14 protein-coding genes are annotated in these 15,824 nt (G+C 71.6%); 6 read left to right on the plus strand and 8 right to left on the minus strand.

Annotated features, from left to right (window positions below; translation table 11 throughout):
- The first annotated feature begins 48 nt into the window (after positions 1-48).
- Together DEJ08_RS16465 and DEJ08_RS16470 are read left to right on the plus strand one after the other, a co-directional pair.
- Positions 49-504: a GNAT family N-acetyltransferase gene (locus DEJ08_RS16465; protein WP_027466669.1), complete on the plus strand. Its 456-nt coding sequence runs from the start codon at positions 49-51 to the stop codon at positions 502-504.
- Between the two features lie 30 nt (positions 505-534).
- On the plus strand, positions 535-873 hold the full coding sequence (locus DEJ08_RS16470) for an MGMT family protein (protein ID WP_111024811.1): 339 nt from the start codon (positions 535-537) through the stop codon (positions 871-873).
- A 49-nt stretch (positions 874-922) separates the two neighbouring features.
- On the opposite strand, the gene DEJ08_RS16475 is transcribed toward DEJ08_RS16470, so the two are convergent.
- The 8 genes from DEJ08_RS16475 to sucC form a co-directional block, all read right to left on the minus strand.
- Positions 923-1,351 carry a DUF805 domain-containing protein gene (locus DEJ08_RS16475; protein WP_110863162.1) on the minus strand — a complete coding sequence of 143 codons (429 nt, stop codon included), beginning with the start codon at positions 1,349-1,351 and terminating at the stop codon, positions 923-925.
- 37 nt (positions 1,352-1,388) lie between these two features.
- On the minus strand, positions 1,389-3,188 hold the full coding sequence (locus tag DEJ08_RS16480) for an ABC transporter ATP-binding protein (protein WP_110863292.1): 1,800 nt from the start codon (positions 3,186-3,188) through the stop codon (positions 1,389-1,391).
- Positions 3,189-3,289: 101 nt separating this feature from the next.
- The gene (locus tag DEJ08_RS16485) at positions 3,290-5,098 is read right to left on the minus strand and encodes an ABC transporter ATP-binding protein (protein WP_027466673.1); all 1,809 of its coding nucleotides are present in this window, start codon (positions 5,096-5,098) and stop codon (positions 3,290-3,292) included.
- Between the two features lie 582 nt (positions 5,099-5,680).
- Complete coding sequence (purH, locus tag DEJ08_RS16490) at positions 5,681-7,315, minus strand: bifunctional phosphoribosylaminoimidazolecarboxamide formyltransferase/IMP cyclohydrolase (RefSeq protein WP_111054128.1); 1,635 nt, start codon at positions 7,313-7,315, stop codon at positions 5,681-5,683.
- Positions 7,312-7,905 carry a phosphoribosylglycinamide formyltransferase gene (gene purN / locus DEJ08_RS16495; RefSeq protein ID WP_071404669.1) on the minus strand — a complete coding sequence of 198 codons (594 nt, stop codon included), beginning with the start codon at positions 7,903-7,905 and terminating at the stop codon, positions 7,312-7,314. Before purN ends, purH begins: the two co-directional genes overlap by 4 nt.
- A 41-nt stretch (positions 7,906-7,946) precedes the next feature.
- Positions 7,947-9,980 (minus strand): cell division protein PerM, encoded by a 2,034-nt coding sequence (locus DEJ08_RS16500; RefSeq protein WP_181438946.1) that lies wholly within the window; start codon positions 9,978-9,980, stop codon positions 7,947-7,949.
- 141 nt (positions 9,981-10,121) lie between these two features.
- Positions 10,122-11,009, minus strand: a complete 888-nt coding sequence (sucD, locus tag DEJ08_RS16505; RefSeq protein WP_071404667.1) for a succinate--CoA ligase subunit alpha — start codon at positions 11,007-11,009, stop codon at positions 10,122-10,124.
- Between the two features lie 11 nt (positions 11,010-11,020).
- Complete coding sequence (gene sucC / locus DEJ08_RS16510) at positions 11,021-12,190, minus strand: ADP-forming succinate--CoA ligase subunit beta (RefSeq protein WP_110863167.1); 1,170 nt, start codon at positions 12,188-12,190, stop codon at positions 11,021-11,023.
- Positions 12,191-12,413: 223 nt separating this feature from the next.
- Between sucC and DEJ08_RS16515 the strand changes: the two genes are divergently transcribed.
- From DEJ08_RS16515 to DEJ08_RS16530, 4 genes are all read left to right on the plus strand, one after another.
- Positions 12,414-14,045: a RecQ family ATP-dependent DNA helicase gene (locus DEJ08_RS16515; protein WP_111054129.1), complete on the plus strand. Its 1,632-nt coding sequence runs from the start codon at positions 12,414-12,416 to the stop codon at positions 14,043-14,045.
- 233 nt (positions 14,046-14,278) lie between these two features.
- The gene (locus DEJ08_RS16520) at positions 14,279-14,578 is read left to right on the plus strand and encodes a hypothetical protein (protein ID WP_035809242.1); all 300 of its coding nucleotides are present in this window, start codon (positions 14,279-14,281) and stop codon (positions 14,576-14,578) included.
- 40 nt (positions 14,579-14,618) lie between these two features.
- The gene (locus tag DEJ08_RS16525) at positions 14,619-14,984 is read left to right on the plus strand and encodes a hypothetical protein (RefSeq protein ID WP_139196640.1); all 366 of its coding nucleotides are present in this window, start codon (positions 14,619-14,621) and stop codon (positions 14,982-14,984) included.
- Positions 14,981-15,820 carry an oxygenase MpaB family protein gene (locus DEJ08_RS16530; protein ID WP_111054130.1) on the plus strand — a complete coding sequence of 280 codons (840 nt, stop codon included), beginning with the start codon at positions 14,981-14,983 and terminating at the stop codon, positions 15,818-15,820. Before DEJ08_RS16525 ends, DEJ08_RS16530 begins: the two co-directional genes overlap by 4 nt.
- Positions 15,821-15,824: the final 4 nt, after the last annotated feature.

Below are 15,824 nucleotides of genomic sequence, written 5' to 3' on the forward strand. Positions count from 1 at the left end.
TGCCGTCGTCACTGGCTTCCGCAGGGTCTGCACCGTTAGCCTGGCCGCATGTCCGACCTGCGCCTGGAAGAACTCTCCGCGAAGACCGCTGCCGCGGCCAACTCCCTGACGCTCAAGCCGGGCCAGGAACAGTTCGTGCAGCCGACCACCTACGGGGTCGCCGAGTCCGACGTCAAGCCGAGCTCCGCGTGGACCCGTGTCGTCCTCGACGACGACGAGGTCCTCGGCCTGATCATCGGTTCGTTCGACGCCGACAACGCGCAGGAAGAGCTGCGGAGCTGCATCTGGCGCGTCAACGTGGCGGCGAGCGCGCAGGGCCGGGGCGTCGGTCGCTTCGCCGTGCACGGTCTGGCGGACGAGGCACGCAGCCGCGGGTTCGAGCGGCTGACGGTCGTGTACGAGCCGGGCGGCGACGACAGCCCCGAGGCGTTCTTCCGCGCCGTGGGCTTCGAGGTCGTGCGCGAGACCCAGTACGGCGACCACTTCGCGGTCCTGACGCTCTAGCACTCCCCGTAGGACGTGCCCTCCGACGACGTGGCATCCGACGACGCCCCCGTCGACTTCGGCGCAGCCGTCGCCGAGGTGGTGCGGATGATCCCGCCGGGTCACGTCATGACGTACGGCGACGTCGCCGCAGCCCTCGGGTCGCGGGCGTCGCGTGCCGTCGGCAAGGTGATGGCGCACGAGGGCGCCGACCTGCCGTGGTGGCGCGTGGTGCGCGCGGGTGGGCACCCGCCGCTGCACCACGAGGCCCGTGCGCTCGAGCACTACCGCGTCGAGGGGACGCCGCTCGTGCAGGGGACGACGGCCTGGAGGCTCGACATGCGTCGTGCGCGCTGGTCACCCGCCACGGACGCGGACGACCCGTTCTGATCCCCGGTCCGCGCAGGTCGGCCCGCCGGGGTCCGCCCTGGTTCGGCCGTCAGCGGTCGAAGCGCGCACCCTTCGGGTTCGCGGGCAGGAGGCACAGCACGTACACGATGAGTGAGCCGAGGCCCGGCAGCACGTGCAGGAACTGCCAGAACCCGGACAGGTTGGCGTCGTGCAGCCGTCGGGCGCCGAGCGCGAGCGACCCGATGAGCGTCGCGAGCACCCACAGCATGAACAGGTACGAGCCGACGGGGTTCTCGAGCACCGGGGTGTCCGGCGTGAACACCTGCGGCACGAGCTGCAGCACGAGCCCGATCGCGAACGACGTCAGCCACCACCACCAGAACTCGGCGCGCGATGCCCGTCCGGTGAACACGGTGTACTTCCGCCAGAACCGTCGGACGGCCTCGGTGAAGGGGGCACCGTAGAAGGGGTCGTGCAGGGCGACGCCGCCGGGCTGCACCACGCTGTCGTTGCTCATGGAGCAAGCCAACCACGTGGTGCAGCCCGTTCGGGGCCTAGACGAGCGAGTCGCGCCAGGCCGCGTGCAGCTGGGCGAACCGCCCGGTGCCGGCGATGAGGTCGGCGGGGGTGCCGTCCTCGACGATCCGGCCGTGCTCCATCACGAGCACCCGGTGGGCGATCGCGACGGTGGACAGCCGGTGCGCGATGATCACCGCGGTGCGGTCGGCGAGCAGGGTCTCCAGGCCCTCCTGCACGAGTCGCTCCGACGGGATGTCGAGCGACGCCGTGGCCTCGTCGAGGATGAGCACCTTCGGGTCCGCGATGAAGGCCCGCGCGAACGAGAGCAGCTGCCGCTGACCCGCCGAGACACGACCGCCGCGCTTGTTCACGTCGGTGTCGTACCCGTCGGGCAGCGCCATGATGAACTCGTGCGCGCCGACGGCCTTGGCCGACGCCTCGATCTCCTCACGCGACGCACCGGGCTTGCCGAGCGCGATGTTGTCCGCGACGGTGCCGGAGAACAGGTAGGCCTCCTGCGTGACCATGACGATCGCGCGGCGCATGTCCTTCGTGTCGAGGTCGCGCAGGTCCACACCGTCGAGCTTGACCGAGCCCTGGGTCGGGTCGTAGAAGCGCGCCATGAGCTTGGCGAGCGTCGACTTGCCGGCACCGGTGGACCCGACGAGGGCGATGGTCTGCCCCGACGGGATGTGCAGGTCGAACTCCGGCAGCACGACCTTGCCCTTGTTGTAGGCGAAGACGACGTCGTCGAAGTCCATCTTCCCGGTGGCGTCCGCCAGGCGGGTGGGCTTCACGGGGTCCGGCACGCTCGGCCGTTCCTCGAGGACACCGGAGATCTTCTCCATCGCCGCCGAGGCCGACTGGTACCCGTTGTAGAACATCGCGAGTTCCTGCGCCGGGTCGAAGAAGCGCTTGGCGTACAGCGCGACCGCGAGCAGCGCACCGACCTCGAGCGTCCCGCCGACGATCCGGAAACCACCGACGATGACGACCGCGGCGAGCGTGGCGTTGCCGATGAGCACGAGCACCGGGTCGAAGGTCCCGAACAGGTTGAACACCTTCGTGTTCGCCACCCGGTAGTCCTCGACGTAGCCGCCGTACTCGTCACGGTTGCGGGACTCCTTGCGGAACGCCTGCACCGCGCGGATGCCCGTCATCGTCTCGACGAAGTGCACGATGACGCGCGCCGAGGTGACACGGGTGGAGCGGAACAGTGTCTGCGAGTTCGTCTGGAACCAGCGGATCAGGAACCAGAGCGGCACGAGCGACACCGCGAGCACGAGCCCGGACGTCGGGTCGAGCAGCACCAGGGCCACGGCGGTGAACGCCATGTACAGCACGCCCTGGATGAGCTGGTTCAACCCGGAGTCGAGCAGCTCGCGGATCGAGTCGAGGTCACTCGTCTGGCGCGAGATGATCCGGCCCGACGTGTAGGTCTCGTGGAACTCGAGCGAGAGCCGCTGCGTGTGCAGGAACACCCGCTTGCGGAGGTCGAACAGGATCGCCTGGCTGATCCGTGCCGCGAGCACCGTGTACCAGGCGGTGAGCACCGCGCCGAGGACGGCCACCACGATGTACGTCGCGACGACCCCGAACGCCGGCACCCAGTCGTTCTGGTCCATCACCGCGGGCAGGGCGTTGTCGATGCCCCACGCGATGAGCGCCGGACCCGCGACGGTGCCGGCGGTCGAGACCACGACCACGATCCCGAGCAGCACCAGCCGGAGCTTCAGCGGTGCGGCGAGGGACCCGAGCAGGGCGAGGGACCGGCGCCGCAGGCGCTTGCTCTCGGCCTTCGTGAAGTCCTCACGCTCCTCGCCGCGCACGCCCATGGTGGTGATCGAGGCGGTGACGGGGGCGGCAGCCTGCTCGTCCGGAGCTTCCTGCGGGACGGACGCCGTTCCTCCCGGCAGGTTCTGGTCGGTCTGCTGGCTCATGCCATCGCCTCCTGTCGTGCGGTCGCGTCGTCGTCGTCGAGCGACGAGATGACGTAGCGGTAGTGCTCGTTGGTGGCCATCAGGTCGTGGTGGGTCCCGACGGCCGTGACGACGCCGTTCTCCATCAGGGCGACCCGGTCGGCCAGCGTCACCGTCGACGGACGGTGCGCCACGATGAGCGACGTGGTGTCGGCGAGCACGCGTCGCAGGCCCGCCTCGACCCGCGCCTCGGTGTCGACGTCGAGCGCCGACAGCGGGTCGTCGAGCACGAGCACCGACGGCCGTGCGGCGATCGCGCGGGCGAGCGCCAGGCGCTGGCGCTGCCCACCGGACAGCGACAGCCCCTCTTCGCCGACCCGGGTGTCGACGCCGTCGGGCAGGTCGTCCACGAAGGACGCCTGCGCGATGTCGAGCGCCTCGCGCATGAGCGCTTCGGCCTCGGCACCCTGCACGTCCGGTCGACCGAGCAGCACGTTCTCACGCACGGTCGACGAGAACAGGGTGGCGTCCTCGAACGCGACGCCGACGTGCCGGCGCAGCTCTTCGCGGGTGAGGTCGCGGATGTCGACCCCGTCGATCGTCACCGAACCGCCGGTCACGTCGTACAGACGCGGCACGAGCGAGAGCAGTGTCGTCTTGCCGCAGCCGGTGAGCCCGACGAGCGCCATGGTCTCGCCCGGCTGCAGCTGCAGTTCGACGCCGTTGATCAGGTCCGGGTACTGCGGTGCGGAGTCCTGGTACCGGAAGTGCACGCCGTTGAACGACAGGGCACCGTGCGGCTCCGCGATCGTCTTCGGGTGCTCCGGGTCCGTGATGGTGTTCTCGGAGTCCATGACCTCGAAGAAGCGGTCGACCGCCGTGCGGGTGTCGAACGTCATCGAGAGTAGGAAGCCGATCGACTCGATCGGGAACCGCAGCACCGTCGCCGTCGCGAAGAACGCGAACAGCTGCCCGACGCTGAGCTGCCCCTGCGACGCCAGCCAGATACCGGCGAGCAGGCACAGCGCGAACGCGACGTCCGGCACGAGCAGCAGCCACAGCCAGATGCCCGCGATGGCCTTCGCCTTCTTGATCTCGGTGCCGCGCAGGGCCTCGGCCTGCTCGCTGAACTCCTCGAGCTTCGCGCCGCCGCGACCGAACGCCTTGAGCACGCGGATGCCGTGCACCGACTGCTCGACGCTCGTGGCGAGGTCACCGACCTGGTCCTGGCTGCGTCGTGCGACGGCGGAGTACCGGCGCTCGAACAGCAGGCCGTTGATCCACAGCGGGATCGAGGCGATCAGGAAGATCAGCCCGAGGATCCACCCGAAGGTGAACAGCACGACGAAGCCGACGACGATCGTCACGATGTTGACGACGAGCAGGACGACCCCGAAGGCCAGCCAGCGCCGGATCAGCGACAGGTCCGACACGGAACGGGAGAGCAGCTGCCCGGACTCCCAGCGGTCGTGGAACGCGACCGGCAGGTCCTGCAGCTTCGCGTAGAGCGAGTTGCGCATGCTGGTCTCGATGCGGGTCGAGGGGCGCATCACCAGCCGGCGGCGCGAGGCGATGAAGAACGCCTCGAGCACACCGAGGGCGAGCACCCCGAGCCCGGCGGGCCAGATCTGTGCCGAGTCGCGCGACGACAGCGGACCGTCGACGAGCCACTGCAGCACGTAGGGGATTGCGAGCGCCACCAGGGAGGCTCCCATCGCTGCGGCCATGCCGCCGATGAGGCGCCCCTGGTAGGGCTTCACGTAGGGGTAGATCCGCGCGATCGCGCGGAAGGTGGACGGGCGCGCCGTGGTGGGCGACTTGGACATGCGTTGCGTCCTCATGCGTCTGCCGGGTCCCCGGGTCGCGCTGCGCGGTGCTTGCTCGCTGCTTGCTTGCTTGCTTGCTTGCTGCTTGCTGCTTGCTGCTTGCTTGCTGCTTGCTTGCTCGCGTCGCGCGGCTTCGGCCTGGAGGCTCGGTGTGGCGTTGCGTGGTGATCATCGGCCGGGCGCGTGGTCGCGTCTCCGCCGTCACTCGCGTGACGTCGGTCGGGCCGGAGGCACCGAGGGACAGTCGTCCCCCGGGTTCAGGCGGGTGGTTCGCGGACGCCGGTGGTGCTGCGTCGCGGGGCCGTGGGAACGGCCCGACTAGACGGCGGCCGCGGCGCGGGGCCGCGGTGCGATCAGGGATCGCCGTGCGGGAGTGGTCCCCACGACGGACACGAGACCTGCACGGGCGGCCGTCGCCACGGTTCCGGTCATGTTGTCCATCGTCACTCCAGTCGTCGTCTTCGTCACCGTTGTGTCCGCGGTGCCGCCGGTCCCGAGGGATCGTCGGCTGCCTGCCGCGGAGCCTTACAGACTATTCACAGTGACTCACGGCGCGCAATGGTTCGCCACCGATTGTTCACATCAGTGGAAGAAGTGGCGCTCGCTCGTGAAGTACATCGTGACGCCGGCGGCCTTCGCCGCGGCGATGACCTCGTCGTCGCGGACGCTGCCACCGGGCTGCGCCACCGCACGGACACCGGCGTCGAGCAGCACCTGCAGGCCGTCGGCGAACGGGAAGAACGCGTCCGACGCCGCGACGCTGCCGGTCGCACGGTCACCGGCACGGTTCACCGCGAGGTGGCAGGAGTCGACCCGGTTGACCTGGCCCATGCCGACACCGACGCTCGCGCCCTGGTTCGCCAGCAGGATGGCGTTCGACTTGACCGAACGGCTCGCCTTCCACGCGAAGGCCAGGTCGGCGAGGGTCTGCTCGTCGGCGGGCTCGCCGGCGACGAGGGTCCACGTGGACTGGTCGAAGCCCGTGAAGCGGTCGGCGTCCTGCACCAGGAACCCGCCGGAGATCTGCTTGACCTCGCGGTCGGCGAGCGCGAAGTCGGCCGGGAGCGTGAGCAGGCGGATGTTCTTCTTGCGCGACAGGATCTCGAGCGCCTCGGGGTCGAACCCGGGGGCGACGACGACCTCGGTGAAGATGTCCTTCACGGTCTCGGCCATGGCCACGGTGACAGGGCGGTTCGCGGCGATGACCCCACCGAACGCCGAGAGCGGGTCGCAGGCGTGCGCGGCGGCGTGGGCCGAGGCGATCGGGTCGGCGGAATCGGCCGGGGCGATCGCGATGCCGCACGGGTTGGCGTGCTTGATGATCGCGACGGCGGGCTCGTCGAAGTCGAAGGCCGCACGGACCGCTGCGTCGGCGTCGACGTAGTTGTTGTACGACATCTCCTTGCCGTGCAGCTGCGTCGCCTGCGCGATGCCGGTGCCGTCCGACGTCGTGTAGAGCGCCGCGGCCTGGTGCGCGTTCTCGCCGTAGCGCAGGGTCGCGGACAGCTCGGCCTCGACCGTCAGGTGCTCGTCGAACGCACCGGGGGTCCGGATGTCGCCGGCGGTCGTCGGGGCCGCAGCGGCGGTGACGACGTCGCTCGCGAAGTAGGACGCCACCGCGGTGTCGTAGGCGGCGGTGTGCGCGAAGGCCTGGGCGGCGAGGCGCTTCCGGAGCTCGAGCGTCGTGCCGCCGGCACGGACGGCCTCGACGACCTCGGGGTAGGACGCCGGGGACACGACGATCGCCACGTTCGGGTGGTTCTTCGCCGAGGCGCGGACCATCGCGGGGCCGCCGATGTCGACGTTCTCGACCACGGTCGCGGTGTCGGCACCCGACGCAACGGTCTCGACGAACGGGTAGAGGTTCACGACGACGAGCTCGAACGGCGCGATGTCGAGGTCGGCGAGCTGCTGCTCGTGCGACTCGAGCCGCAGGTCGGCGAGCAGGCCGGCGTGCACCGACGGGTGCAGCGTCTTCACGCGACCGTCGAGGGACTCCGGGAACCCGGTGACGCTCGCGACGTCGGTGACGGCGTAGCCCGCGTCGCGGATGGTCTGGGCGGTGGAGCCGGTCGACACGATCTCGACCCCGGAGTCGGCCAGTGCGCCGGCGAGCTCGAGCAGGCCGGACTTGTCGCTCACCGAGATGAGTGCACGGCGGACCGGGACCACGTCACGGTCGCGGTAGAGGCTGGGGTCGGCTGCGTGCACGCTCATGCGCTCGGGGTGCCCTTCAGGTCGGTGGTGCCGTTGGCGATGTCGAGGATGGTCTGGATGAGCAGGCGGCGCTCGACCGGCTTGATGCGGTCGTGCAGCGTCGACTCGGTGTCCCCCGGCAGCACCGGGATGCGCTCCTGCGCGAGGATCGGACCCGTGTCGACGCCGTCGTCGACCGCGATGACGCTCGCACCGGTCTCGGTGACCCCGGCGGCCAGGGCGTCCCGCACGCCGTGGGCGCCGGGGAACTCGGGCAGGTACGCCGGGTGGGTGTTGATGATCCCCGGGGCGAACTCGGACACCACGGCCGGGGGCAGCAGGCGCATCAGGCCGGAGAGGACGAGCAGGTCGGGCGACCACGGGCGGATCTGCTCTGCCAGGGCCTGGCCCCACTCGGCGCGGGAGTCGTAGCGGGTGAAGGGCACCGTGAAGGTCGGGATCGAGAACTCCTCGCCCAGGCCGAGACCCTCGGCGTCACGGTCGGCACCGATGGCGACGACACGGGCGGGGTACTCGGCGTCGAAGGTCGCTTCGAGCAGGGCTCGGAGGTTCGACCCGGTACCGGAGATCAGGACGACCAGTTCGAGCACGGCACCAACCCTACCGGCAGGCACGCACGCGACGGGCGCTGTTACCGGTCGTCCTTCGGCTGCCGCCACCAGGGCAGCTCGTCCTCGGGGATCTGGTCGGTGACGTCCCACTTCGCCGGGCGGGACGGCTCCGCCGGCTTCGAGGCGGGCGCCCTGGTGTCGGGCGCGACGTCCACGCGGTCCGCCTCGGCGGTCTCGTCGACGTCATCGCGGCCGGCCACGAACTCCTCGGTGCTCCACGGGAACGCGGGCTGGGCGTCGGTCGGCACCGGGGTGGGTGTGGACGCGGGTGCGGGGGCTGCGGTCCGCTCGGGGCTGGGTCGATCCGGCTCGGCGTCGGAGCCGGTCACGCGGTCGCGGAGTGCACCGGCTCGACCTCGGACCCCTTCGGCCGCGCCGGCCAGGCGGTCGCGGAGGCCACCCAGCGCTGCTCGTCCGGCACCGCGGCGCTCCGGGTCGGGCTCAGCGGCCAGGCGGTCGGCGGCCACCGCGTCGGTCTTCGCCCAGTCGGGGAGCTCGACGTCGTGGTCGGTGTCGCCGGCACGCGGTGCGACGGGCGCGGGTGCGGAGGCGGGTCGTGCGGGTGCGGAGGCGGGCCGTGCGGGCGCGGAGGCGGGCTCGCTGCTGACCGGTTCGGTCACGTGTTCGGTCGTCGCACGGGGCCGTGCAGCGGTCGACCCGTCGTGGGACTCCTCGACCACGAAGCGGTGCACGTCGGTGGTGCGCCCGGCGCCGGCCTGGTCGAGCGCGGCGAGCAGGGACCCCTCGCCGACGTCGACCCCGGCGCGCTCCGCGTCGTGGGCATCGTCGGGTTCGTCGGCCTCGGTCCAGCGCTCTCGCGTCCATCCGCGGTCCGGCAGCCGGACCAGGTCACTGCCCGCGGCGAGGGCGATGATCGCCGGCAGGCCGACCTCGAGTGCGGCGAACCCGCCGACCGCGAGGGCGTTCGGGCCGACGTCGGCCAGGCGCCCGGGGCCGAACGAACCGGAGGACACCCAGGCGATGAGCCCCGTGAGCACCCCGGCCACGAGTCCCGCGACGACACCGCCGATCGCACGGTGCAGCGCGGAGTCGGCGGCGCCCAGGGCCCGCACCAACCGCGGCCGCATCGAGCCGCCGATCGCGAACCCGGCGATGACCGGCACGAGGATCCAGACGAGCCCGAAGGTGTGACCAGAGGTCGGCAGCGCGCCGAAGACCGGCAGCCCGGGGATCGGGCCCAGGGTCGTGGCGATCGGGGACACGCTCGACCCGGTGCCGATGGCGAACCCGGGGCCGATCAGCCACGAGGTCGCCCACCCGACGAAGTCCGGCAGGAAGGCGAGCTGTCCGACGGTGAGTGCGACGCCGCCGATGACCCCGGCGTGCGACTGCTCGTACAGGGTGATGACCTCGGCGAACGAGGTGAAGAGGAGTAGACCGACCAGCAGCGCGGCAACCCCGACGACCACGGCGGTCGCGGCGGTCCCGGCGCGCAGGCCGAACCCGGCGACGGTCCGCCAGACGGCGGGGATGCGGTCGACCAGGTCGATGACCCGCTGGGTGCCGGCGTCGGCGGGCAGGTCACGGCGACGACGGCAGACCTCGGAAGCGGCGAGTGCAGGGATCCCGAACCAGAGCGCCGGCAGCACCACGGCCTGCCAGAGCGTGGGGCGGGTGGCAGCCGAGGTCGACGACAGTGCGACGGCCAGACCGAGGAGCGCGACGACGGCGGTCCCGACCAGCAGCCCGGTGGTGCGGTGCTCGGTCTCCGCGAACCGACGTCCGGCGCGGGCGCCGAGCCAGGCCGTCACGACCGCGAACCCGAGGGCCGCCAGGGTCACGTGGATGGGGTCGGCTGCGCCGCTGACCCCGGTGCTCTTGGCGAGTGCTGATCCGAGCAGGAACGAGACGTCGACGCCGTGCCCGACGAGCCAGACGCTGCCGGTGGCCTTCCAGAACACGTCCCAGTCGACCTGCAGGCCGTACTCGAACCCCCAGAGCAGCGTCAGGGGCACGAGGGCGATCCCGATGCCGACGCCGACCGTCACGACCGCCTCGATCGCGGCGAGCAGAGCGGTTCCCAGGCGGTTCATCGCAGCGAGGATACGTGCCCCTCGCGCGGCCGCCCCGGAGCCGCGCGGCTGCCGGCGCAAAACACCGGTGTTCGCAGGACGAACACGCGCAGGACGCGGTTCAACCGACGAACACCGGTGTTTTGCGGAACGGGCTGGCCGCTAGCGAGCGGCGACGACCTCGCGCAGCAGCGCGGCGGTCTCGGACGGCGTCTTGCCGACCTTGACGCCGGCGGCCTCGAGTGCCTGCTTCTTCGCCTCGGCGGTCCCGGCCGAACCGGACACGATCGCGCCGGCGTGCCCCATCGTCTTGCCCTCGGGGGCCGTGAAGCCCGCGACGTAGCCGACGACGGGCTTCGTGACGTGCGCCTTGATGAACTCGGCCGCACGCTCTTCGGCGTCGCCACCGATCTCACCGATCATCACGATGGCCTCGGTCTCGGGGTCGGCCTCGAACGCGGCGAGCGCATCGATGTGCGTCGTGCCGATGACCGGGTCGCCGCCGATGCCGATGGCGGTCGAGAAGCCGAGGTCTCGGAGCTCGTACATCATCTGGTAGGTCAGGGTGCCGGACTTCGAGACGAGCCCGATCGGGCCCTTGCCGGTGATCGTCGCCGGGGTGATGCCGACGAGGGACTCCCCCGGGGTGATGATGCCCGGGCAGTTCGGCCCGATGATCCGGGTCGTTCCGCCCTTCGCCTTGGCGTGCGCCCAGAACTCGGCCGAGTCCTGCACGGGGATGCCCTCGGTGATGACGACGACGAGCGGGATCTCGGCGTCGATGGCCTCCATGACCGCGTCCTTCGCGAACGCCGGCGGGACGAAGACGATCGAGACGTCGGCACCGGTGGTGTCGATGGCCTCGCGCACCGAGCCGAAGACCGGCAGCGACACGTCGCCGTGGGTGACGGTGGTGCCGGCCTTGCGGGCGTTCACGCCGCCGACGACGTTCGTGCCGGCCTTGAGCATCAGGGCGGTGTGCTTCGTGCCCTCGCCACCGGTGATGCCCTGGACGATGACCTTGGAGTCCTTGTTGAGGAAGATCGACATGGTCAGTCCCTTCAGGCCGCTGCGGCGGCGAGTTCGGCGGCCTTCTCGGCCGCATCGTCCATGGTCGCGGCGACGGTGACGAGCGGGTGCGCTGCCTCCGCCAGGATCCGGCGACCCTCTTCCACGTTGTTGCCGTCGAGGCGCACGACGAGCGGCTTGGTGGCCGCGTCGCCGAGGATGCCGAGCGCGGCGACGATGCCGTTCGCGACGGCGTCACAGGCGGTGATGCCGCCGAAGACGTTCACGAAGACGCTCTTCACCTGCGGGTCGCCGAGGATGACGTCGAGGCCGTTGGCCATGACCTCGGCCGAGGCGCCGCCGCCGATGTCGAGGAAGTTGGCGGGCTTCACGCCGCCGTGGCGCTCACCGGCGTAGGCGACGACGTCGAGCGTCGACATGACGAGCCCCGCGCCGTTGCCGATGACGCCGACCTGGCCGTCGAGCTTGACGTAGTTCAGGCCATGGGCCTTCGCCTTGGCCTCGAGCGGGTCCTCGCTGGCGGTGTCCTCGAGGTCCTTGTGGCCCTCGTGGCGGAAGTCGGCGTTCTCGTCGAGCGAGACCTTGCCGTCGAGTGCCAGGATCTGGCCGTCGCCGGTGCGGACGAGGGGGTTCACCTCGACGAGGGTCGCGTCCTCGCCCTTGTAGACGTCGTAGAGCTTGACGAAGACGTCGGCGACGGCGTCCTGCAGCTCCGATGGGAAGTTCGCCTGCGCGGCGATCTCGAGCGCGGCGGCCTTGTCGATCCCGGTCAGCGGGTCGACCTCGACCCGGGCGAGTGCCTCGGGCTTCTCGACGGCGAGCTGCTCGATCTCCATGCCGCCCTCGACGCTGGTGAGCGAGAGGTAGGAGCGGTTGGCCCGGTCGAGCAGCACGGAGAAGTAGAACTCCTCGGCGATGTCGGCACCCTGGGCGACCATGACGCGCTGGACGGTGTGGCCCTTGATGTCGAGGCCGAGGATGGCCTGCGCGTGTTCGAACGCCTCGTCCGGGGTCTTCGCGACCTTCACGCCGCCGGCCTTGCCGCGACCGCCGACCTTCACCTGCGCCTTGACGACCACGACGCCACCGATCTTCTCGGCCGCCGCCTTCGCCTGCTCGGGGGTGTCGGCGATGATCCCCTGCAACACGGGGACGCCGTAGGACTCGAAGAGGTCCCTGGCCTGATACTCGAAAAGATCCACGCTGTTCTTCTTCCCGCACGGTTCGTGCGATCGGCATCGGTTTCCCGGTCGCGCACTCCACATCGAGGGTCGCTCGATGTCGAGACAACGGCCGCCACGCAGCCTAGCGCTGCTCGGTGGACGGCCGGTGCATGGATGCCAGGCCCCGGTCCGCTCCGACGCGCATGAGCCGCTGCGCGCACCGCTGGGACGGGCCCGAGCTCCCGCTCGGCACTGTGGATCGGTGCAACCCGAACTCCGTACCCGCGCCACCGAGGTCTTCGGCTGGAAGCTCCGCCCCGACCAGGAGTCCGTCATCGACGCGGTGCTCGAACACCGCGACGCCCTGGCAGTCATGCCCACCGGATCGGGGAAGTCCGCGATCTACCAGGTCGCCGGCCTCGGGCTGGACGGCCTCGTCGTGGTCGTCTCCCCGCTTGTGGCGCTGCAGGAGGACCAGGTGGTCGGGCTCGAGCACCATCCCGACGCCCCCCGAGCCGTCGCCCTGAACGCCACGAAGAAGGCACGGGACGTCGCCGACGCGTGGGACGCCGTCGCCGCGGGCGAGGTCGGCTACGTGTTCCTGGCCCCCGAACAGCTGGTGAAGGACGACGTGCTCGAGCGCCTCCGTGACGCCGGGGTCGCGCTGGTCGCCGTCGACGAGGCGCACTGCATCTCGTCGTGGGGCCACGACTTCCGACCCGACTACCTGGCGCTCGGCGAGGTCGCGGAGCGCCTGGGCCGCCCACCGGTGCTCGCCCTGACCGCGACGGGCTCCGCTCCGGTGCGGGACGACATCGTCGAGCGGCTCGGCATGCGCGACCCGTTCGTGCTCGCCTCGGGGTTCGACCGTCCCGGCATCCGGCTCGAGGTGGTCCGGCACGCCGAGGACGCCGAGAAGCGCCAGGCCGTGGTCGACCAGGTCGCCGAGCTCGACGGGCCAACCGTCGTCTACGTCGCCACCCGCGCGGCGACGACGGAGTACGCCGACGCCCTCGCCGCCCGCGGTCGTCGTGCGCAGCCGTACCACGCCGGCATGCGGGTGGCGGAGCGCGAGGCCGTGCACACGGGGTTCCTGGACGGCGACGTCGACGTGGTGGTCGCGACGAGTGCCTTCGGCATGGGCATCGACAAGCCCGACGTCCGGTACGTCGTGCACGCCGACGTCCCCGAGTCGATCGACGCCTACTACCAGGAGATCGGGCGGGCCGGGCGGGATGCCGAACCGGCCGGCGCCACCCTGCACTACCGCGCCGAGGACTTCGGCCTGCGCACGTTCTTCGCGTCCGGCTCGCCGCGGCCTGCCTCGGTCCGGGCCGTGTTCGACGCCGTCCCGGCGACCGGTCCGATCGCCCGCTCCGCACTGGTGGAGGCCGCCGGCCTGTCGGCCCGCACCGCCGGTCGAGCACTCAACGCCCTGCTCGACGCCGGTGCTCTGCGCGACGACGTGGACGGTGTCTCCCGGGTGCCCGACGGCCCGCAGGACGCCGACCGTGCGGCACGTGCCACTGCCGACCGTGCTGCCGAACGGGAACGGGTCGAGGAGTCCCGCATCGCGATGATGCGCCAGCTCGCCGAGACGACCGGGTGCCGCCGGCAGTTCCTGCTCGGCTACTTCGGCGACGAGCTGCCGGAGCCGTGCGGCAACTGCGACACCTGCTCGTCCGGCACGGCCCGCGAGGCCTCTGCCCACGTCGCCGACGGTGCGAACGACGAAGCGTGGCCGCCGGACGCGCGCGTCGAGCACGCCGAGTGGGGCACGGGCGTGGTGATGAGCACGGAAGCGGACCGCATCACGGTGTTCTTCGAGTCCGCCGGCTACCGCACCCTCGCACTCGCCGACGTCGAGCAACGCGACCTGCTCGAACGCGTCTGACAGCGGCACGGACGAAGCTCACCGGCGGCCAGCGGACGGGCCCGGACGACCCGGGCGAGGAAGGCGCGGTCGCTCGACCACCCGTCGGCGACCGCGCTCCACTCCCCCGAGCATCGGCGATGCTGCCGTGGCGGTGTGACCGGAAGGTGACGCCCGGGTGAACACGACACGAAACCGGACGGCCGCCAAGCGCCGGCGGGTAGGCAGGAAGCCCGCAACGGAAAGGAACCACCATGAGCGACCCCGGCATCAGCCCCGTCGACGACTTCGAGTCCCAGCAGCGTCGCGACGACGACATCGACCGTGAGCACGTCGGCCCGTACGAGGTGGACGAGGCCGAGGAGTCCCTCGAGACGGTGACGAACGACGCGGTCGCCGGCGAGACGGTGGAGCCGCAGCCCGGTGACGGCTCCGACGACGGTCCGACCGGCGGGTCCCCGCGCGAGGGCTCGCCCGACCTGTGGGAGCACGAGAACGAGCAGGACGAGGACCGCGCCGACCTCGGCAACGACCTCGGCACGAAGCCGCTCTGAGCCCAGGCTCCCCCGGAACACGGCTCGGTAGCATCGGGCCGTGTTCCGACGAGTCCGCTCCAGCGTCCGCAGCATGCCCTCGGCAGCGCGGCTGCTGGCGGTCGCGGCGATGCTGCTGGTCGCCGCCGCGGCACACCTCGCCGCCCGCTCGGAGCCCGGTGGCCGCTGGGTCCCGCTCCTCGTCGTCGGCGTCGTCGGTGCGGTCGTCACCGGATCACCGACCCGCCTCTGGCCGCTCCCCGCGATCTGGCTCGTCGCGACGCTCCTCGCCCTGACCGGTGACGCGCCCGTCGACGCCTCGTCCGCACTGGTCGCCCTGGTCGTCGGCGCGGTCGCACTCCTGGCGGCGATCGCCGTGGACCTCCGGCCCGTCCTGCGGGCGCGACGCCGACGGGGTGCGGCGTGACCACCCCACGGCCTGGAGGCGCGACACACGACCCGCACCGTGCCTCCCGTCCGCCTGCTGGGCGCGTCCACGACCGTCACCTGCGTCGGTTCCTCGCCGACAGCACGCCCGTGGCCGCGGGCGGCCGCGCCATCCTGCTGCAGATCGCCGACCCGGTCGTCGCGGCCGGTGTCCGGCGGCACTCGGACTTCGCCCGGCGACCCCAGCAGCGGCTCGCCCACACCCTGATGTTCGTCTACGCCGTCGTCATCGGCACCGACACCGACTCGGCGACCGCAGCGGGCTTCGTCAACCGCGCGCACCGGCCCGTCGCCGGCGCCGATGACGTCGACCGGCAGCTCTGGGTGGCCGCGACCCTGTTCGACTCCGCCCGACGGGCGCACGACCTGTTCGGCACACGCGTCTCCGCGGCCCGCGCCGAGCAGGTCCTCGCCGCCTACGCCCCGATCGCGACCGCGCTGCGGGTGCCGCCGGAGCGTTGGCCGACCTCGGTGGCGGCGTTCGACCGGTACTGGCAGCGGACGCTGGAGGGGCTCGAGGTCACCGACGAGGCCCGCGGGGTCGTCCGAGACCTGCTGCACCCGCGGTTCGCGCCGCTGTGGGTGCGGGCGGCGATGCCCCTCGTCCGCATCGTGACAGTGGGGATGCTGCCGGAACGGGTGCGCACGGCGTACGGCTTCGCGTGGGGGCCGCGGGAGGAACGGCGCTTCCGGCGCACCGTCCGGGTGGTGGCCGGGGTGCGGGCGCTGGTGCCGGGGGCCCTGCTGCGGCTGCCGGGGCCGCTGCTGCTGTGGGCGATGCGGCGGACCGCGAGGCGACACGCCACGGTACGGTAGCGGG

Source organism: Curtobacterium sp. MCLR17_054 (assembly GCF_003234335.2).
Classification (GTDB): Bacteria; Actinomycetota; Actinomycetes; order Actinomycetales; family Microbacteriaceae; genus Curtobacterium; species Curtobacterium flaccumfaciens.

Coding starts and splice junctions, on each gene's coding strand:
- DEJ08_RS16465 (WP_027466669.1), top strand. CDS start 49: ATGTCCGACCTGCGCCTGGAAGAACTCTCCGCGAAGACCGCTGCCGCG.
- DEJ08_RS16475 (WP_110863162.1), bottom strand. CDS start 1,351: ATGAGCAACGACAGCGTGGTGCAGCCCGGCGGCGTCGCCCTGCACGAC.
- DEJ08_RS16480 (WP_110863292.1), bottom strand. CDS start 3,188: ATGGGCGTGCGCGGCGAGGAGCGTGAGGACTTCACGAAGGCCGAGAGC.
- DEJ08_RS16485 (WP_027466673.1), bottom strand. CDS start 5,098: ATGTCCAAGTCGCCCACCACGGCGCGCCCGTCCACCTTCCGCGCGATC.
- purH (WP_111054128.1), bottom strand. CDS start 7,315: ATGAGCGTGCACGCAGCCGACCCCAGCCTCTACCGCGACCGTGACGTG.
- DEJ08_RS16500 (WP_181438946.1), bottom strand. CDS start 9,980: ATGAACCGCCTGGGAACCGCTCTGCTCGCCGCGATCGAGGCGGTCGTG.
- sucD (WP_071404667.1), bottom strand. CDS start 11,009: ATGTCGATCTTCCTCAACAAGGACTCCAAGGTCATCGTCCAGGGCATC.
- DEJ08_RS16520 (WP_035809242.1), top strand. CDS start 14,279: ATGAGCGACCCCGGCATCAGCCCCGTCGACGACTTCGAGTCCCAGCAG.